The organism is Sphingomonas melonis, assembly GCF_013409985.1.
In the GTDB taxonomy this organism is placed as follows: domain Bacteria; phylum Pseudomonadota; class Alphaproteobacteria; order Sphingomonadales; family Sphingomonadaceae; genus Sphingomonas; species Sphingomonas melonis_A.
This window is the reverse complement of the sequence record NZ_JACCBY010000002.1, coordinates 437,293-456,884: the sequence shown is the minus strand read 5'-3', so window position 1 is coordinate 456,884 and position 19,592 is coordinate 437,293. Positions and strand designations below refer to the sequence as shown.

16 protein-coding genes are annotated in these 19,592 nt (G+C 68.1%); 15 read left to right on the top strand and 1 reads right to left on the bottom strand.

Annotation, left to right across the window (positions count from 1 at the left end; translation table 11 throughout):
- Nucleotides 1–6: 6 nt before the first annotated feature.
- The 12 genes from HD841_RS08725 (at nucleotide 7) to HD841_RS08670 (ending at nucleotide 12,729) form a co-directional block, all read left to right on the top strand.
- Nucleotides 7–453, top strand: coding sequence for a PaaI family thioesterase (locus HD841_RS08725; protein WP_179508479.1), 447 nt, complete (start codon nucleotides 7–9; stop codon nucleotides 451–453).
- 152 nt (nucleotides 454–605) lie between these two features.
- Nucleotides 606–1,706 carry a cell division protein ZapE gene (gene zapE / locus HD841_RS08720; RefSeq protein ID WP_179508478.1) on the top strand — a complete coding sequence of 367 codons (1,101 nt, stop codon included), beginning with the start codon at nucleotides 606–608 and terminating at the stop codon, nucleotides 1,704–1,706.
- A gap of 120 nt (nucleotides 1,707–1,826) precedes the next feature.
- A complete protein-coding gene (mdh, locus tag HD841_RS08715; RefSeq protein WP_179508477.1) occupies nucleotides 1,827–2,789 on the top strand; it encodes a malate dehydrogenase in 963 nt (320 codons plus the stop codon).
- Between the two features lie 90 nt (nucleotides 2,790–2,879).
- Complete coding sequence (gene sucD / locus HD841_RS08710; RefSeq protein ID WP_179508476.1) at nucleotides 2,880–3,764, top strand: succinate--CoA ligase subunit alpha; 885 nt, start codon at nucleotides 2,880–2,882, stop codon at nucleotides 3,762–3,764.
- A 148-nt stretch (nucleotides 3,765–3,912) separates the two neighbouring features.
- Nucleotides 3,913–6,885, top strand: a complete 2,973-nt coding sequence (locus HD841_RS08705) for a 2-oxoglutarate dehydrogenase E1 component (protein WP_179508475.1) — start codon at nucleotides 3,913–3,915, stop codon at nucleotides 6,883–6,885.
- A gap of 47 nt (nucleotides 6,886–6,932) precedes the next feature.
- Nucleotides 6,933–8,174, top strand: coding sequence for a 2-oxoglutarate dehydrogenase complex dihydrolipoyllysine-residue succinyltransferase (odhB, locus tag HD841_RS08700; RefSeq protein WP_179508474.1), 1,242 nt, complete (start codon nucleotides 6,933–6,935; stop codon nucleotides 8,172–8,174).
- Nucleotides 8,175–8,302: 128 nt separating this feature from the next.
- Nucleotides 8,303–9,703, top strand: a complete 1,401-nt coding sequence (lpdA, locus tag HD841_RS08695; protein ID WP_179508473.1) for a dihydrolipoyl dehydrogenase — start codon at nucleotides 8,303–8,305, stop codon at nucleotides 9,701–9,703.
- Between the two features lie 2 nt (nucleotides 9,704–9,705).
- Entirely contained in the window at nucleotides 9,706–10,038 is a 333-nt protein-coding gene (locus tag HD841_RS08690; protein WP_373562970.1) for a GCN5-related N-acetyltransferase, read from the top strand.
- 321 nt (nucleotides 10,039–10,359) lie between these two features.
- On the top strand, nucleotides 10,360–10,506 hold the full coding sequence (locus HD841_RS20995) for an AAA family ATPase (RefSeq protein ID WP_373562969.1): 147 nt from the start codon (nucleotides 10,360–10,362) through the stop codon (nucleotides 10,504–10,506).
- Between the two features lie 87 nt (nucleotides 10,507–10,593).
- A complete protein-coding gene (locus HD841_RS08680) occupies nucleotides 10,594–11,130 on the top strand; it encodes an AAA family ATPase (RefSeq protein ID WP_179508472.1) in 537 nt (178 codons plus the stop codon).
- Nucleotides 11,131–11,158: 28 nt separating this feature from the next.
- Nucleotides 11,159–11,650 (top strand): Gfo/Idh/MocA family oxidoreductase, encoded by a 492-nt coding sequence (locus HD841_RS08675; RefSeq protein ID WP_179508471.1) that lies wholly within the window; start codon nucleotides 11,159–11,161, stop codon nucleotides 11,648–11,650.
- A gap of 8 nt (nucleotides 11,651–11,658) precedes the next feature.
- Nucleotides 11,659–12,729 (top strand): NAD(P)H-dependent flavin oxidoreductase, encoded by a 1,071-nt coding sequence (locus HD841_RS08670; RefSeq protein ID WP_179508470.1) that lies wholly within the window; start codon nucleotides 11,659–11,661, stop codon nucleotides 12,727–12,729.
- Here HD841_RS08670 and HD841_RS08665 read toward each other — a convergent pair.
- Nucleotides 12,711–13,625, bottom strand: a complete 915-nt coding sequence (locus HD841_RS08665; protein WP_179508469.1) for a LysR substrate-binding domain-containing protein — start codon at nucleotides 13,623–13,625, stop codon at nucleotides 12,711–12,713. The genes HD841_RS08670 and HD841_RS08665 overlap by 19 nt on opposite strands.
- Nucleotides 13,626–13,797: 172 nt before the next feature.
- Between HD841_RS08665 and HD841_RS08660 the strand changes: the two genes are divergently transcribed.
- The 3 genes from HD841_RS08660 to HD841_RS08650 are packed head-to-tail and all read left to right on the top strand — an operon-like array spanning nucleotide 13,798 to nucleotide 19,550.
- Complete coding sequence (locus HD841_RS08660) at nucleotides 13,798–16,998, top strand: efflux RND transporter permease subunit (protein WP_179508468.1); 3,201 nt, start codon at nucleotides 13,798–13,800, stop codon at nucleotides 16,996–16,998.
- Complete coding sequence (locus HD841_RS08655; RefSeq protein WP_179508467.1) at nucleotides 16,991–18,166, top strand: efflux RND transporter periplasmic adaptor subunit; 1,176 nt, start codon at nucleotides 16,991–16,993, stop codon at nucleotides 18,164–18,166. The genes HD841_RS08660 and HD841_RS08655 overlap by 8 nt, the downstream gene beginning before the upstream one ends.
- Nucleotides 18,153–19,550 (top strand): efflux transporter outer membrane subunit, encoded by a 1,398-nt coding sequence (locus tag HD841_RS08650; protein ID WP_179508466.1) that lies wholly within the window; start codon nucleotides 18,153–18,155, stop codon nucleotides 19,548–19,550. Before HD841_RS08655 ends, HD841_RS08650 begins: the two co-directional genes overlap by 14 nt.
- Nucleotides 19,551–19,592: the final 42 nt, after the last annotated feature.

The following is a 19,592-nucleotide window of genomic DNA, read 5'->3' as shown; positions in this document are numbered from 1 at the left end:
GCCGGCGTGACGGAGTCGCCGGCCTTCGTCTACGCGGACGATCCGGAGCTGCCCGGCTGGTGCCGCTGGCAGCTCCAGGACGCGACGCGGTTCAACGCCTTCATCGAGCCGCTGCACGTGCGCGTCGAAGGCGGGATCGCCCGCGTGCGCATGCTGCCGCGGCGCGATCATTCCAACATGCGCGACACTGTCCACGGCGGGGCGCTGCTCGGCTTCATGGATGTGGCGCTGTTCGCCGCGGCGCGCGGCTTTGCGGTGATCGGGGCAGGGGGTGCGGTGACCGTCGATCTGTCGGCGCAGTTCATCGACGGCGGCACGATCGGCCAGCCGCTCGAAGCGCGCATCGAATTGCTGCGCGAGACCGGCCGCATGCTCTTCCTGCGCGGGCTGATCGTGCAGGAGGCGCGGACCATCGCCAGTTTCACCGGCACGCTGCGCAAGGCCGGCCCGTAACCATCACCGCGCGCATCTTCACCCGGCGCCGCCTGCGGCGTCTATGCCTCTGTCGCCGATAGCGGGATGCGGTCACGCGGCGACCGATTGGTGGGGGTGGGGCGAGCGCCTATTATGACCACGAGCGCCCCTGGCGTCCGCAGGAGCATCGCATGACCAGAGTCCTCAACGCCTATGACGCGCTCGTCGCCGCGGGCGAGTTGCGCCCCGACGCCGAACAGCGCGCCGCCGCGGTCCGCCTCGACGCACTCGCCGCCGCACTCGAAACGCCGAAGAAGACCGGTTTCCTCAGCCGGCTGACCGGCCGTGGCGGCAACGGTCCGCGCGGCGTCTACATGTTCGGCGATGTCGGCCGTGGCAAGTCGATGATGATGGACCTGTTCTTCGCCAATGTCGCGGTGGAGAAGAAGCGCCGCGTCCATTTTTCCGAATTCATGCTCGAGGTCCACGGCCGCATTGCGATCGAGCGGCGCAAGGAGGCGGGCGATCCGATCGCGCCGGTCGCGGCGGCGCTGGCCGGCGAGACGCGGCTGCTCGCCTTCGACGAGATGATGGTCACCAACTCGCCCGACGCGATGATCCTCAGCCGGCTGTTCACCGCGCTGCTCGAAGCGGGGGTGACGATGGTCACCACGTCCAACCGTGCGCCGGCCGATCTCTACAAGAACGGCCTCAACCGCGAGCATTTTCTCCCCTTCATCGCGCTGATCGAGAGCCGGCTCGACGTGGTGACGCTGAACGGGCCGATCGACTATCGCCGCGACCGGCTGGGGCAGCAGAATACCTGGCTGGTTCCCAACGGCCCCGAGGCGACCAGGGACCTCTCCGCGGCCTTCTTCCGCCTCACCGATCATGAGGTGACCGAGCCGATCCCGTCGGAGGACATCACGGTGCAGGGCCGCACGCTGCACGTGCCCAAGACGCTGAAGGGCGTCGCCGTCTTCTCGTTCAAGAAATTGTGCGGCGAGGCGCGGGGCGCTGCCGACTACCTCGCGGTGGCGCGCCGCTACCATACGGTGATCCTCGTCGGCATCCCCAAGCTCGGGCCGGAGAACCGGAACGAGGCGGCCCGCTTCGTCGCGCTGATCGATGCGCTCTACGAGCATAAGGTCAAGCTGCTGGCGGCGGCGGATGCCGAGCCCGACGGCCTCTATCCCGAGGGTGATGGCCGGTTCGAGTTCCAGCGGACGGTCAGCCGTCTGGAGGAAATGCGCTCGGAAGACTATCTCGCGCAAGGGCACGGTGTGGTCTAATGCATTTGCGAACCATTATCAAATAAAGTCTTAACCGGTGCCGTTTAACGGTTGCCGGGCGCGCAAAACGGGCGTAACCGGCGTGACCAATCACGCCCTGCCTTAACGGAGATGGATTGGATGGCTCGCAAGAAGATCGCGCTGATCGGCGCCGGTAACATCGGCGGCACGCTCGCGCACCTCGCGGCGTTGAAGGGTCTGGGCGACATCGTCCTGTTCGACGTCGTCGAAGGCGTGCCGCAGGGCAAGGCGCTCGACCTGTCGCAGTGCGGCCCGGTCGAAGGCTTCGACGCCAAGATCATCGGCTCGAACGATTATGCCGATATCGCCGGCGCCGACGTCATCATCGTCACCGCCGGTGTCGCCCGCAAGCCCGGCATGAGCCGCGACGATCTGCTCGGCATCAACCTCAAGGTGATGAAGGCGGTCGGCGAGGGCATCAAGGCCAATGCGCCCGATGCGTTCGTGATCTGCATCACCAACCCGCTCGACGCGATGGTCTGGGCGCTGCGCGAATTCTCCGGCCTGCCGCACAACAAGGTGGTCGGCATGGCCGGCGTGCTCGACTCGGCGCGCTTCAGCCACTTCCTCGCCGAGGAATTCCAGGTCTCGGTCAAGGACGTCACCAGCTTCGTGCTCGGCGGCCATGGCGACACGATGGTCCCGGTCATCTCCTATTCGACCGTTTCGGGCATCCCGGTCCCCGACCTCATCAAGATGGGCCGCTCGACGCAGGACAAGATCGACGCGATCGTCAAGCGCACCCGTGGCGGCGGCGGCGAGATCGTCGGCTTGCTCAAGACCGGCTCGGCCTATTATGCCCCGGCGACCAGCGGCATCGCGATGGCCGAGGCCTATCTGTACGATCAGAAGCGCGTCCTGCCCGCGGCGGCCTATGTCGACGGCCAATATGGCGTCAACGACCTCTATGTCGGCGTGCCGGTGGTGATCGGTGCCGGCGGCGTCGAGCAGATCGTCGAGATCGCGCTCGATGACGAGGCGAAGGCGAACCTCACCGTCTCGGTCGATGCGGTCAAGGAACTGCTCGAGGCGTGCAAGGGCATCGACAGCTCGCTGAACTAATCTTTCGGTGCGGGGCGGCGACCGGCCGCTCCGCACGTCTTATGGCGCTCCCGCATGTGACGGGGGCTGCGTCACATCCAGGGAGCCTCCATGAGCATCCTCGTCAACAAGAACACCAAGGTCATCACCCAGGGCATGACCGGCGAAACCGGCAGCTTCCACACCAAGGCGGCGCTGGAATATGGCACGCAGATGGTCGGCGGCGTGACGCCGGGCAAGGGCGGGACCGAGCATCTCGGCCTGCCGGTGTACAACACCGTCGCCGAAGCCAAGTCGAAGACCGGCGCGGACGCGTCGGTGATCTACGTGCCGCCCCCCTTCGCCGCCGATTCGGTCCTCGAGGCGATCGACGCCGAGATCCCGCTGATCGTCGCGATCACCGAGGGTATTCCGGTGCTCGACATGGTCAAGGTGAAGCGGGCGCTGTCGGGCTCCAAGTCGCGGCTGATCGGTCCGAACTGTCCGGGCGTGCTGACGCCGGGCGAGTGCAAGATCGGCATCATGCCGGGCAGCATCTTCAAGCAGGGCTCTGTCGGCGTCGTGTCGCGCTCGGGCACGCTGACCTATGAGGCGGTGTTCCAGACCTCGAACGCCGGCCTTGGCCAGACCACTGCGGTCGGCATCGGCGGCGATCCGGTCAACGGCACCAACTTCATCGACGTGCTCGAACTGTTCCTCGCCGACGAGGCGACGCAGTCGATCATCATGATCGGCGAGATCGGCGGCGACGCCGAGGAGCAGGCCGCGCAGTTCCTGATCGACGAGGCCAAGCGTGGCCGCAAGAAGCCGATGGCCGGCTTCATCGCGGGCCGCACCGCGCCTCCGGGCCGTCGCATGGGCCATGCCGGCGCGATCGTGTCGGGCGGCAAGGGCGACGCCGAGAGCAAGATCGCGGCGATGGAAGCGGCCGGCATCAAGGTCGCGGCGTCGCCGTCGGAACTGGGTTCGACGCTGCTCGAAGTGTTGAACAAGTAAATTCCCTCTCCCGGCGGGAGGGGAGGGAGGCGCGAAGCGCCGGAAGGGTGAGGGCGGGATGCCTTCCCCTCGACCCTCACCCTCCCACCGCCCTGCGGGCGGCGGGCCCCTCCCTCTCCCGGTGGGAGAGGGGAATAGGAAGAAGACCATGGGCTACGAAGGTCAGGATTTCGGCGACATCGCATCCGGCGTGTCGCCTGCGTTCATCGAAGCGCTCTACGCCAAATATCAGGCCGACCAGTCGTCGGTCGATCTCGGCTGGCGTGGATTCTTCGAGGGTCTCGAGGCGGGCACCGGCGGTCCGAGCTGGACCAACAAGCGCTGGCCTTTGTCGACCACCGACGACCTGACCGCGGGCCTCGATCCCACCCAGATGGAGCCCGCGCCCAAGCCGGCCAAGGGCGGCAAGCCCGCCGCGGCGCCGACCGCAGCACCGTCCAAGGAGGACATCATCAAGGCGGCGGGCGATGCGATCCGCGCGCAGATGCTGGTCCGCACCTATCGCGTCCGCGGCCATCTCGCCGCCAATCTCGATCCGCTCGGCCTGTCGCACCGCGACATGCCCGAGGATCTGCGCACCGAATATCACGGCTTCACCGACGCCGACCTCGACCGGCCGATCTACCTCGGCGGGACGCTCGGCTTCGAATGGGCGACCGTGCGCGAGCTGGTCGACACGCTGCGCCGCAATTACTGCGGCAATGTCGGCCTCGAATATATGCACATCGTCGATGTCGAGGAGCGCCGCTTCCTGCAGGACCGCATGGAGGGCAAGGACAAGGCGATTGAGTTCAGCACCGACGGCAAGCGCGCCATCCTGAGCAAGGTCATCGAGGCCGAGCAGTGGGAGAAGTTCCTCGGCAAGAAATATGTCGGGACCAAGCGCTTCGGCCTCGACGGTGGTGAGAGCATGATCCCGGCGCTGGAAAGCGTCATCAAGTACGGCGGTCAGGCCGGCGTGCGCGAGATCGTCTACGGCATGGCGCATCGCGGCCGGCTCAACGTGCTCGCCAACGTCATGGCCAAGCCGCTGCGCGTGATCTTCCACGAATTCGCCGGCGGTTCGGCCAACCCCGATGAGATCGGCGGTTCGGGCGACGTCAAATATCACCTCGGCACCTCCACCGATCGCGAGTTCGATGGCCACAAGGTCCATATGTCGCTGGTCGCCAACCCGTCGCACCTGGAGGCGGCCGATCCGGTCGTGCTCGGCAAGACGCGCGCGATCCAGACGATCGCCAACGATCTGGTCGAGCATACCGGTTCGCTGCCGGTGCTGATCCATGGCGACGCGGCGTTCGCGGGGCAGGGGATCGTCTGGGAATGCCTCGGCTTCTCGGGCATCCGCGGCTACAATACCGGCGGCTGCGTCCACTTCATCATCAACAACCAGGTCGGCTTCACTACCTCGCCGCAGTTCGCGCGCTCGTCGCCCTATCCGTCCGACGTGGCGAAGGGCGTGCAGGCGCCGGTCTTCCACGTCAACGGCGACGATCCCGAGGCGGTGACCTTCGCCACCAAGATGGCGATCGAGTTCCGCCAGAAGTTCCATCGCGACATCGTCATCGACATGTGGTGCTATCGCCGCTTCGGTCATAACGAGGGCGACGAGCCGGGCTTCACCCAGCCGCTGATGTACAACACGATCCGCCAGCACCCGGGTGTGAGTGAGATCTACGGCAAGCGGCTGATCGCCGAGGGCGTGATCGATCAGGCGTGGCTGGACGAAAAGGTCCATCAATACACCACCCTGCTCGAAGGCGAGTTCGAGGCGGGCGCGAGCTACAAGCCGAACAAGGCGGACTGGTTCGCCGGCCGCTGGTCGGGCCTGTCGGCGCCGACCGATGGCGGGACCGAGCGTCGCAACGTCGAGACGGGCATCGAGCTGAAGCTGTTCGATGCGCTCGGCCGCACGCTGACGACGGTGCCGGAGGGCATCCAGATCCACAAGACGCTGGCCCGCGTGATCGACGCGAAGCGCCAGATGTTCAAGACCGGCGAGAATTTCGACTGGGCGACCGGCGAGGCCTTGGCCTTCGGCTCGCTGCTGTCGGAGGGCTATGGCGTCCGCCTGTCGGGTCAGGATTCGGGCCGCGGCACCTTCTCGCAGCGGCATGCGGTCTGGGTCGACCAGACCGACGAGCACAAGTACATCCCCCTGACCACCGTCGAGCACGGCCGGTTCGAGGTGCTCGACAGCCCGCTGTCCGAATATGGCGTGCTCGGCTTCGAATATGGCTATGCGCTCGCCGACCCGAAGACGCTGGTGATGTGGGAGGCGCAGTTCGGCGATTTCGTCAACGGCGCGCAGATCATGATCGACCAGTTCATCACCAGCGGCGAGTCCAAGTGGCTGCGCGCCAACGGACTCGTGATGCTGCTGCCGCACGGCTACGAAGGGCAGGGGCCAGAGCATAGCTCGGCGCGTCCCGAGCGCTTCCTCCAGTCGTGCGCGCAGGATAATATCCAGGTCGCGAACTGCACCACGCCGGCGAATTACTTCCACCTGCTGCGCCGGCAGATGCACCGCAACTTCCGCAAGCCCCTCATTGTGATGACGCCCAAGTCGCTGCTCCGCCACAAGCTGGCGGTGTCGGCCGCGGCGGACTTCCAGGGCGACAGCCACTTCAAGCGCATCCTGTCCGACACCAACGGTGCGGCGGATGCCGAGACGAAGCGGCTGGTGCTGTGCACCGGCAAGGTCGCCTATGACCTGATCGAGGCGCGCAACGCGGCAGGCGATACCGACACGCAGATCGTCCGGATCGAGCAGCTCTATCCGTTCCCCGGCGACGCGCTCGCGCGCCGGATCGCGCGGATGCCGAAGCTCGAGGATGTGGTCTGGGCGCAGGAAGAGCCGAAGAACAACGGCTATTGGTTCTTCGTCGAACCGCTGATCGAGGAGTCGCTCAAGGCCGCCGATTGTGCGGTCAAGCGTCCGCGCTACGCCGGCCGCCAGGCCGCCGCGTCGCCGGCGACCGGCCTGATGAAGCGCCATACCGCCGAACAAGGTGCGCTGGTTGCCGATGCGCTCGGCCACAACGTCCGCGAGGAAATCCGCCGCACCCGCAGCGAGAGTTCGACCACGACCGCCCGGCCGACCCAGGCCCCCAGCAGCTAACAACGTTCCCCGATTGAGACCCCTCCGCGGGGAGAAGGATGCAAGAGATGGCAACCGAAGTTACCGTGCCCGTTCTGGGTGAATCGATCACCGAAGCCACCGTCGGCGAATGGCTCAAGCAGCCCGGCGACCCCGTCAAGGTCGACGAGCCGATCGCGAGCCTCGAAACCGACAAGGTGTCGGTCGAGGTGCCCTCGCCGGTTGCCGGCGTGATGGGCCAGCATGCGGTCAAGGTCGGCGACACGGTCGAGGTCGGCGCGATGCTCGCGACGATCGAATCGGGTGACGGTGCTGCCGCCGCGCCGGCTCCGGCCGCCGCCCCGGCGGCCAGCGCCCCCGCTGCGGCACCGGCACCCGCTGCTGCCCCCGCGCCGGCCGCACAGCCGGAAGCGTCGGGCGACTCGCCCGCGGCGCTGTCACCGTCGGTGCGTCGTGCGGTGCTCGAATATGGCCTCGACCCGTCGTCGATCACCGGCACCGGCAAGGACGGCCGTATCACCAAGGAAGACGTCGCCGCCGCCGCCGCGTCCAAGCCGGCGACGCAGGCGCCCGCCGCCGCGCCGGCGCCTGCCGCTGCCCCGGCCGGCGGCCGCAAGGAAGAGCGCGTCAAGATGACGCGCCTGCGCCAGACGATCGCCAAGCGCCTGAAGGAAGCGCAGAACACCGCCGCGATGCTGACGACGTTCAACGACGTCGACATGACCGCGGTGATCGAGGCGCGCGCCAAGTACAAGGACCTGTTCGAGAAGAAGCATGGCGTCCGCCTCGGCTTCATGGGCTTCTTCGTGAAGGCCGCGACGATGGCGCTGAAGGACATCCCGTCGGTCAACGCCTCGATCGAGGGCGATGAGATCGTCTACCACGATTACGCCGATATCTCGGTTGCGGTCAGCGCCCCGAATGGCCTCGTCGTGCCGGTGATCCGCGATGCGCAGGACCTGACCGTCGCCGGCATCGAGAAGACGATCGGCGACTTCGGCCGCCGCGCCAAGGACGGCACGCTCAAGATGGACGAGATGAAGGGCGGCACCTTCACCATCTCCAACGGCGGCGTGTTCGGCTCGCTGATGTCGACCCCGATCATCAACCCGCCGCAGGCGGCGGTGCTCGGCCTGCATCGCATCGAGGAGCGTCCGGTGGTGCGTGACGGCCAGGTCGTGGTGCGCCCGATGATGTATCTCGCTCTGTCCTACGATCACCGCCTGATCGACGGCCGCGAGGCGGTGACCTTCCTCGTTGCGCTCAAGAACGCGATCGAGGACCCGACCCGCATCCTGATCGACCTGTAAAGGGCGACATACCCACTCACCCCGGCGAAGGCCGGGGCCCAGTTGGGAAGGCGGCGGTGACGAAGCGCCACGCTCTTCCCATATGTCCCCCAACTGGACCCCGGCTGCGCCGGGGAGGAGACCTGAAGATGGCTGACGAACAGCAATACGACTATGACGTCCTCGTGATCGGTGCCGGCCCCGGCGGCTATGTCGCGGCGATCCGCGCGGCGCAGCTCGGGCTGAAGACCGCCTGCGCCGAGAGCCGCGAGACGCTGGGTGGCACCTGCCTCAACGTCGGCTGCATCCCGTCGAAGGCGATGCTGCACGCGTCGGAATTCTTCGACGCCGCCTCGAACGGCACGATGGCCAAGATGGGCATCAAGGTCACCGCCGAGCTCGATCTCGACACGATGCACGGCCAGCGCCGCGACGCGGTCAAGCAGCTGACCGGCGGCATCGAATATCTGTTCAAGAAGAACAAGGTCGAGTGGCTCAAGGGCCGCGCCAGCTTCACCGGCAAGGATAGTGTCGAGATCGACGGCAAGACCGTCCGCGCCAAGAACATCGTCATCGCGACGGGCTCGTCGGTCACGCCGCTGCCCGGCGTCACCGTCGACCAGAAGGTGATCGTCGACAGCACCGGCGCGCTCGAGCTCGCCAAGGTGCCGCAGCACCTCGTCGTGATCGGCGGCGGCGTCATCGGGCTCGAGCTGGGCAGCGTCTGGCGCCGGCTCGGCGCCAAGGTGACCGTCGTCGAATATCTCGACCAGATCCTGCCCGGCTTCGACGGCGACGTCCGCAAGGAAGCGCAGAAGATCTTCAAGAAGCAGGGTTTTGAGTTCAAGCTGTCGACCAAGGTCACCGGCGTTGCAGTGAACGGCGATGCCACGACGCTGACCGTCGAGCCCGCGGCCGGCGGCGAGGCGCAGACGATCGATGCGGACGTGGTGCTGCTCGCGATCGGCCGCAGGCCGAACACCGACGGCCTGAACCTCGAAGCCGCCGGCCTGTCGGTCAATGCGCGCGGGCAGGTGGAGATCGACCATGACTTCGCCACCAGCGTGCCCGGCATCTGGGCGATCGGCGATGTGGCCCCCGGCCTAATGCTCGCGCACAAGGCCGAGGATGAGGGCATCGCGGTCGCCGAGAACATCGCCGGCCTCACCGGCATCGTGAACCACGACATCATCCCGAGCGTCGTCTACACCCTGCCCGAATTCGCCGGCGTCGGCCTCACCGAGGAAGCGGCGAAGGCCAAGGGCGAGATCAAGGTCGGCAAGTTCCCGATGATGGCGAACAGCCGCGCCAAGACCAATCACGAGCCCGACGGCTTCGTGAAGATCATCGCCGATGCCAAGACCGACCGCGTCGTCGGCGTCTGGGCGATCGCCAGCGTCGCCGGCACGATGATCGCGCAGGCGGCGCAGGCGATGGAATTCGGCGCGACGTCGGAGGATATCGCCTACACCTGCCACGCGCACCCGACGCATTCCGAGGCGATCAAGGAAGCGGCGATGGCGGTGACCGGCAAGCCGATCCACATCTGATCGTGGCGGGCGCGGACACCCGCCGCGCCGCGCTGGAAGCCGAATGGCTGACGCTGACCCGCGAGACCCTGCCCGGTCTCGCGGGTCTTCGCATGTGGCCGGTGCGCGCGGATCATTGTTTCCAGCGTATCCTGCTCGACGCGGCGGTGGGCGGCGTCTGGTATGACGCGGTTCCGCGCCGTCCGGCGTACCGGTATATGGCGGTCGAACTGTTGGAGCGGGCGGTGGCGCTCGGGCAGGGGGCGGCCGAGGGGACGGTGGATCTGGTCGCGTTGAACCGGCAGTCGCTGGCGTGGCGACGCGAGCGCCGGAAGGACGAACCGTCCTTGATCTAGGCGGTGCGAGGTGGATTGCCGCATCTTAGTGCTGATCGACGTTCGAGCTTTAGGGAAACGCCTCCCCTTGGCGGGGAGTGCCGAAGGCATGACGGGGGCGCAACCGAAGATGTCGCTTACCTCCCCCTCCGCGGCAGGAATTGGAGTGAAATTCGATCGCCTAAATCATTCCGTAGACCAATTTGGTTGTGCGCTCGAGACTGCGAACGATCCCGGTTGTCGGGTAGCGATTGACGATGCCCATCAACTGCTCCCGGCAGCACACGCGCAGGTCGCCGACGTGTGCGGCGGGGCATCAGGTAAGGTGCAAAGGAGGGCGACATGTCAGAACGCTTCCACATCATCACCGGTGGTCCCGGGTCGGGGAAGAGCACGCTGATCGAGGCGCTTGCGGCCGAAGGCTTCAGCAGACCAATTTGGTTGTGCGCTCGAGACTGCGAACGATCCCGGTTGTCGGGTAGCGATTGACGATGCCCATCAACTGCTCCCGGCAGCACACGCGCAGGTCGCCGACGTGTGCGGCGGGGCATCAGGTAAGGTGCAAAGGAGGGCGACATGTCAGAACGCTTCCACATCATCACCGGTGGTCCCGGGTCGGGGAAGAGCACGCTGATCGAGGCGCTTGCGGCCGAAGGCTTCAGCCATATGGCCGAAGGGGGGCGGGCGATCATCCAGGATCAGGTTGCGATCGGCGGTCGCGCCTTGCCGTGGGCGGATCGCGAGGGCTTTGCCGCGCTGATGCTCGCGTGGGAGATGCGGTCGTATCGCGAGGCATTGGCGGCGCCGGGGCCGGTCTTCTTCGATCGCGGCATCCCCGATGTGATCGGCTATCTGCGCTTATGCAGCTTGCCGGTGCCGGCGTGCATCGTGCGTGCAGCCGAGATCCGTCGCTATGCCGAGCGGGTGTTTATCGCGCCGCACTGGCCGACGATCTATGCGCAGGATGCCGAGCGCCAGCAAACGGCAGCGGAGGCCGCGGCCACGCACGATGCGATGGCGTCGGCCTATCGGGAACTCGGCTACGACCTCGTCCCGCTACCGTTCGCCACCGTCGCGGAGCGGGTGCGGTTCGTTCGCGAGCGGATCGGCTGACGGAACGCCGTCATAGCACCAGCGGCGCGTGATCGATGCGCGTCCATTGTTCGGGGGCAATGACGTCAACCATCGCGACGAACGCTATGCCGGCGAGCGGCCCGACATCATCGACAACAGCTTTACCGCGGTGGATTTCGCCAATGGCGTGCGCGCGATGCCCGACCTGTCGATGTTCGCTGACGGTGCCGAGCATCAGGAGGAGATGAGCGTGACCGGCGATGCCGCCCGGCTAGACGTGCTGATACCGACAGGCGAGTTGGTCTTCTCGCCGCGGGTGGGCTTCGGCGGCATCAAATGCGTCGAGCGGACGCGGGTGGCGGTCGATCCGAACGCGCGCGCCGCTAGCTCGCACGAAGGCGCGACCTATTATCAGCATATCGCCTTTGCCGCGGCGGTGCGCGGCGAGGGGCCGGTGCTGGTCAGCGCCGAGGACGGTCTGCGCGCGGTGGGGATCGGCACCGCCGCGGAGATCAGTGCGCGCGAGCATCGCGTGGTGGAGATGGCCGAGATCGGGTAAACGGAGGCATGGCGGTGTTCGATCAATTCGATTTATCGGTGCCGTTGATCCAGGCGCCGATGGCGGGGGTGTCGACGCCGGCACTGGCCGCCGCGGTGTGCAACGCCGGTGCTATGGGATCGATCGGCGTCGGTGCCACGGATGCGGCCGGCGCGCGGGCGATGATCGAGGCGGTGCGCGCGGGCACCGATCGCGCGTTCAACGTCAATCTGTTCGTCCATCGATCGCCGCAGCCCGACCCGGCGCGGGAGGCGGCATGGCTGGCAGTCCTTGCGCCCTTGTTCGCCGAGTTCGATGCGGCCCCGCCGGCGACGCTGCATACCATCTACCGCAGTTTTGCCGACGATCCCGAAATGCTCGCGATGCTGCTGGCGGTGGCGCCGCCGGTGGTCAGCTTCCACTTCGGCCTCCCGCCTGCAGACGTGGTGGCCGCCCTGCGTGACCGCGGAATCGTGCTGCTGGCGACCGCGACCAGCGTGGCGGAGGCGCGCGCGATCGCGGCGGCGGGGATCGACGGCATCGTCGCGCAAGGGATCGAAGCGGGCGGCCATCGCGGCATCTTCGATCCGGATGCAGCCGATGATGCGCTGGGCATGCTGGCGTTGACGCGGCTGCTGGTGCGCGAGATGCGCCTGCCGGTGATCGCGGCGGGCGGGATCATGGATGGTGCGGGGATCGCCGCAGCGCTCGATCTGGGCGCAGCGGCGGCGCAGCTCGGCACCGCGTTCATCGGCTGCCCCGAATCGGCGGCGGATGCGGCCTATCGCGCCGCGCTGGCGGGACCGGGGGCCTATCATACGCGGATGACTGCGCAGATCTCGGGCCGGCCGGCGCGGGCGCTGGCCAATCGCTTCACCGCGCTGACCCCGGTGCAGCGGCCGCCCGACTATCCGATCGCCTATGACGCGGGCAAGGCGCTCCACGCCGCGGCGAAGGCGCGGGGCGACCATGGCTTCGGCGCGCACTGGGCGGGGCAGGGGGCGCCGCTCGCGCGGAGCATGCCGGCCGCGGATCTGGTGGCGACGCTCGCCGCCGAGCTACGCGCATGCCGCGCGGCGGGTCACGCCGCCTGGACGTGATCGGCGGCGAGCGCCTCCTCGACGATCGCGATGAAGTGGCGGCAGGGCAGGGTCGCGGCGTGGCGGTGGTGGATCAGCCACATGTCGGTGCGCGCCTGGGCATCGAGCAGCGGCAGGTAGGTGAGGCCGGTCGACTGGAGCGCGCAGAGTGATGCGGCGACGATCGTCACGCCGACCCCGGCGGCGACCAGCCCGAGCAAGGTCGAGGCTTCGCCGACGCGCTGCGCGATCACCGGCTCCTGGCCGCCTTCGCGGATCATCGCGAAGAGGCGCTCGCTGAAGCAGCCGCTGCGGTCGCGACCGTAGACGACCATCGGCTCGCCGGCGATATCAGCGAGGCGCAGCGCGGTGCGCGTGGCGAGCGGATGATCGGCGCGCATCGCCACGAACAGTCCCTCGCTGAGCAGCCGCGTCGACGCGATCGCCTCGGGCAGCGCCGGCGGGCCGAAATGGCGGACGAAACCGATGTCGAGCGCGCGGCTCTCCACCGCGAGGATCTGATCGGGGGCGGCCATTTCGGTCAGCGACAGTTGTACGTCGGGATAGGTGCGGCGGTAGGCGTTGATCGCCAACGCGACCTGCGGGATGAACGGTGCCGATGGATTGAAGCCGACCGTCAGCGCGCCGAGCTCGCCGCGGGCGGCACGGCGCGCGATCTCCACTGCACGGTCGGCCTGGCGGATCGTCTCGCGCGCGGCGTCGAGGAACAGCGTGCCCGCCGGGGTCAGCGCCACGCGCCGGCTGGTCCGCTCGAACAGCCGCACGCCGATCTCATCCTCCAGCTGGCGGATCTGCTGGCTGAGCGGCGGCTGCGAGATGCCGAGCCGCGTCGCTGCACGCGCGAAATGCAGGTCCGAGGCGACCTGGATGAAGTAGCGGAGGTGACGCAATTCCATGATCGATATCTACTACGTCTCGATCCGGCGTAAACCGATATTGGACAAGCTCTTGGTCCGCCGGGCAGTTGTTGCGCCGCAGCAACGGTTCCGCTGCGTGTCGAAGCCGATTGGAGCATGTCGTGTCCCATGCCGCGTTGAGTAAGCCGGTCGCGCCGGGGCAGGTGCGACCATGATCGGCCTCGTCCGTACCGCACTGGCCCGGCCGCTGACGTTCGTCGTAATGGCGATCCTGATCGGCATCATCGGCGTGCTCGCCGCGCTGCGCACGCCGGTCGACATCTTCCCTGACATCCGCGTGCCGGTGATCGCCACCGCCTGGCAGTACAGCGGCCTGTCGCCCGACGAAATGTCCGGCCGGATCATCACGCCGTTCGAGCGCGTGCTGACCACCACCGTCAACGGCATCGACCATATCGAAAGCCAGTCGCTGCCCGGCATCGGTGTGGTGAAGATCTATTTCCAGCCCGGCGCCGACATCCGCACCGCCACCGCGCAGGTGACGTCGGTGTCGCAGACGGTGCTCAAGCAATTGCCGCCCGGCATCACGCCGCCGCTGATCCTCAACTACAACGCCTCGACCGTGCCGATCGTCCAGCTCGCCTTGTCGGGCAAGGGGATGTCGGAGGGGCAGATGTACGATCTCGCCACCAACCAGATCCGCCCCGGTCTGGTGACGGTGCCGGGGGCGGCGATCCCCTATCCCTCCGGCGGGCGGCAGCGGCAGATCCAGATCGACCTCGACCCGCAGGCGCTGCAGTCCAAGGGGCTGTCGGCGCAGGACGTCGGCAATGCCATCGCCGCGCAGAACCAGATCAATCCGGCGGGCTTCGCCAAGATCGGCGGCTTCCAATATGCGGTGCGGCTCAACAACGCGCCGGGCAGCGTCGAGGAACTCAACAACCTGCCGGTCAAGGTGGTCAACGGCGCGACCATCTACATGCGCGACGTGGCGCACGTCCGCGACGGATCGGCGCCGCAGACCAACGTCGTCCATGTCGATGGCGCACGCTCGGTGATCATGACCGTGCTGAAGAACGGTGCGACCTCGACGCTGGCGATCGTGCAGGGGATCAAGGACGCACTGCCCAAGATCGAGGAGACGCTGCCGCCGGGCCTCAAGGTCGTGCCGATCGGCGACCAGTCGCTGTTCGTGAAGGCGGCGGTGGAGGGCGTCGTCAAGGAAGGCGCGATCGCAGCGGCGCTGACCAGCCTGATGATCCTGCTGTTCCTCGGCTCGTGGCGCTCCACCGTCATCATCGCGATCTCGATCCCGCTGGCGATCCTCGCCGCGATCATCTGCCTCGCGATCACCGGCAACACGCTCAACACGATGACGCTTGGCGGGCTCAGCCTCGCGGTCGGCATCCTCGTCGACGATGCGACGGTGACGATCGAGAACATCAACTGGCACCTCGAACAGGGCAAGCCGGTGCGGACTGCGATCCTCGACGGCGCGGCGCAGATCGTCACCCCGGCGTTCGTCTCGTTGCTGTGCATCTGCATCGTCTTCGTGCCGATGTTCTTTCTGCCGGGGGTGGCGGGCTTCCTGTTCGTGCCGCTGGCGCTCGCCGTGGTGTTCGCGATGATCGCCAGCTTCATCCTGTCGCGTACGCTGGTGCCGACGATGGCGATGTACCTGCTGCGCCCGCACGGCAGCGGCGATGACCATGACCAGCACAGCGCGGGCACGCCGCAGTCGCGCAATCCGCTGGTCCGCTTCCAGCGCGGCTTCGAGGACCGGTTCGAGGCGATCCGGTCCCGCTATGGTGCGCTGCTCGAACGCGCGCTCGCGACGCCGCGGCCATTCGTGCTCGGCTTCCTCGCGGTGACGGTGCTGTCGTTCCTGCTGGTGCCGTTCCTCGGCCAGAATTTCTTCCCCGCGGTCGACGCCGGCCAGATGGCGCTCCACGTCCGCGCGCCCGTCGGCAGCCGGATCGAGGATACGTCCGCGCAGTTCGACCGGATCGCGCGCCGCATCCGCCAGATCATCCCGGCGAACGAACTCGTCTCGGTGGTCGACAACATCGGCCTGCCGGTCAGCTCGATCAACACGACCTACAACAATTCGGGTACGGTCGGGCCGCAGGACGGCGACATCTTGATCCAGCTCGCCAAGGACCATGCGCCGACGGCCGATTATGTCCGCACGCTGCGCGAGCAACTGCCGCGTGACTTCCCCGGCGCCACCTTCTCGTTCCTGCCCGCCCACATCACCAGCCAGATCCTGAACTTCGGCGCGCCCGCGCCGATCGATATCCAGGTGGCCGGCAAGGATGCCGACGCCAATGCCGCTTATGGCCGGCTGATCCTGCGGCGCATCCAGGCGATCCCGGGCGTCGCCGACGCGCGCATCCAGCAATCGGCGCGCTATCCGCAGCTCGACGTCGCGGTCGACCGCAGCCGGATCGGCCAATATGGCCTGACCGAGCGCGACGTCACCACCAGCGTGGCCAATTCGCTCGCCGGCACCTCGCAGACCGCGCCGGTGTTCTTCCTCAACCCGGACAATGGCGTGTCCTATCCGGTGGTGGCGCAGGCGCCCGAATATCGCGTCGGCTCGATCGACGATCTGTCTAACATCCCGGTTTCGGGCGCTGCCGGCAGCGCGCAGGTGCTCGGCGGGCTGAGCACGATCCGGCGCAGCACCGCCGCGGCGGTGGTCTCGCACTACAATATCGCGCCGGTCGTCGACATCTTCGCGACGCCGAACGGCCGCGATCTCGGCGCGGTCGCGGGTGACATCCAGCGCGTGCTCGCCACGCTCAAGGATCAGGCACCGAAGGGCGCGACGGTGACGTTGCGCGGCCAATATGCGACGATGAACAGCGCCTTCTCCGGCCTCGGCTTCGGCCTGATCGGCGCGGTGCTGCTGATCTACCTGCTGATCGTCGTCAATTTCCAGAGCTGGCTCGACCCGTTCGTCATCATCACCGCGCTGCCCGGCGCGCTCGCCGGCATCGTCTGGATGCTGTTCGCGACCGGCACCACACTGTCGGTGCCGGCGCTGACCGGGGCGATCATGTGCATGGGTGTCGCCACCGCCAATGCGATCCTCGTCGTCAGCTTCGCACGCGAACGGCTTGCTGAGCTGGGCGATGCGACGCGCGCGGCGCTGGAGGCGGGGATGACCCGCTTCCGCCCGGTGCTGATGACCGCACTGGCGATGATCATCGGCATGCTGCCGATGGCGCTGGGGCTGGGCGAGGGCGGCGAGCAGAATGCGCCGCTCGGTCGCGCCGTGATCGGCGGGCTGCTCGTCGCGACCTTCGCCACCTTGTTGTTCGTACCCGTCATCTTCAGCCTCGTGCATCGCCGCCGCGCCGCGGCCGCGCCCGCCGAGGCGCTGCGTTTGGAGGAAGTTCATGGCTGAGCAGGAGGCCGCTCCGGCCGACGGCAGGTCGCTGCGCACGGTCGTGATCGCCGGCGCGCTGCTGGCGGTCGGCGTCGCGGGTGCCGGAATCGCGATGCGCTCGCGCGACGAGCATCGGCTCGCGACCTGGACCGCGGCGCAATCGACGCCTGCAGTGACGGTGCTCCACCCGTCCGTCGCGGCGGCGCAGGGCGCGCTGACCCTGCCGGCGGCGTTGCAGGCGCTCAACAGCGCGCCGATCTTCGCGCGGACCAGCGGCTATGTGCGGCGCTGGTACGTCGATATCGGCGACACCGTGCGGGCGGGACAGGTACTCGCGGTGCTCGACGCGCCTGAGGTCGACCAGCAGCTCGCCGCCGCGCGCGCCAACCTTCAGACCGCGCAGGCCAATCGCCAGCTCGCCGCCTCGACCGCGACGCGCTGGCGGACGATGCTCGCCGAGGATGCGGTGTCCAAGCAGGAGACCGACGAGAAGATCGGCGATCTCGCTGCCAAGACCGCACTCGCCGAGGCGGCGCGCGCCGACGTGTCGCGGTTGCGCTTCACCCAGGGGTTCACGCGGCTGGTCGCGCCCTTTGCCGGCGTGGTGACGAGCCGCGCCACCGACGTCGGTGCGCTGGTCACGGCGGGAACGGCGGGATCGACGCCGCTGTTCACCGTCGCCGATGTCAGCCGCATCCGCGCCTATGTGCGCGTGCCGCAGAGCTATTCGGCGCAGGTCCATCGCGGCGAGCACGTCACGCTCGCGTTGCCCGAATATCCCGGTCGGACCTTCGACGCGGCGCTGACGCGGACCGCCGATGCCGTCGATCCCGCCTCGGGCACGGTGCTGGTCGAACTTCAGGCCGCCAATCCGGACCGCGCGCTCAAGCCCGGCGCCTATGCGCAGGCGAGCTTCCCGCTGGCGAGCGGCACCAACGCGCTGACGCTGCCGGCGAGCGCGCTGATCATCGGCCGAAAGGGCACGCAGGTCGCGGTCGTCGGCAACGATGGCAGGGCGCATCTGCGCACGATCACGATCGGTCAGGATCGCGGCGCCACGGTCGAGGTGAGCGCCGGGCTCGCCCGCGCCGATCGGGTGATCGACAACCCGCCCGATTCGCTTGCCGACGGCGACGCGGTGCGGGTGACGGGCACAGCCAAGGCGCCGGCCGATGCCAAACACTAGGAGCCTGCTCGCCACCGTCGCGGCGCTGGCGATGACGGCCTGTTCGACTGCACCCGCATACCAGCGCCCGAGTGCCGTGACCCCGGCTGCGTTCAAGGAGGCGGCAGGCTGGCAGGTCGCCGGCACTGCGGTGCCGCCTGCGGGCAGATGGTGGGAAACGTTCGGCGACGCGACGCTCAACGGCCTGGAGGAGCAGGTGGCGAGCGGCAATTTCGACCTCGCCGCCGCCGTGGCGCGCTACGAACAGGCGCGCGGGCTGGTCCGGCAGGCGCGGTCCGATCTGTATCCGGAGGTGGGGCTGGGCGCGTCGGCGGGGCGTCAGCGTGTGTCGGCCGGGCGGCCCCTTTCGCCCACCAACAGCGCCGCGACCTATTCGGTGGCGACCGTCGGGCCGTCGCTCGATTACGAGGTCGATCTGTTCGGCCGCGTCCGCAATGCGGTGCGGGCCAGCAGCGCGTCGGCGGCAGCGAGCGAGGCGGATGTCGCCGGGCTGCGGCTGGGGTTGCAGGCGCAACTCGCCACCGCCTATTTCGACATGCGCGGGCTCGACGCGCGCATCGTCCTGCTCCGCGAGACCGTCGCGGCATTCGAGCGCGCCTTCCGCCTCACCGATACGCGGCATCGCGGTGGCATCGCCTCGGGCATCGACGTCAGCCGCGCGCAGAATCAGCTGGCGAGTGCGCGTGCCGAATTGTCGTCGGTCGCGATCGCCCGCCAGCGCGACGAACATGCCATCGCCGTATTGATCGGGCGGCCACCGGCCGAGGTGACGATCGCGGTCGCCGACCGTCAGCTCGCGCCGCCGCAGATCCCGGCGGGGCTGCCCTCGACCCTGCTCGAACGGCGCCCCGACATCGCCGCCGCCGAACGCCGCGTCGCCGCCGCCAATGCGCGGATCGGCGTCGCCCGCGCAGCGCTGTTCCCGTCGCTGACGCTGGGCGCTTCGGGAGGGTTCCAGGCGGCGAGCGGGGCGCTGTTCAGCGCGTCCAACAGCTTCTGGGCTCTGGGACCGGTGTCTGCGGCGCTGGCGATCTTCGATGGTGGCCGACGGCGCGCGGGCGTTCGCATCGCCCGCGCCGACTATGGCGAGACGGTCGCCACCTATCGTCAGACCGTGCTCGATGCATTCCGCGAGGTCGAGGATGACCTGTCCGCGCAGCGCCTGCTCGCCGCGCAGGAGCAGGACCAGCATATCGCCGCCGACGCCGCCGCACGCACCCGCGACCTCGCGCTGACCCGCTATCGCGACGGCGCCGCCGACTATCTCGACGTCGTCACCGCGCAGACCGCCGCACTCGACGCGCAACGCGCCTTGCTCGACGTGCGCAGCCGTCAATTGCAGACGGCCACCGACACGATCCGCGCGCTGGGCGGGGCATATTGACGGCAGCGCTCGTACCTCCGGGCGCCGTCCGCCCGCGTATGA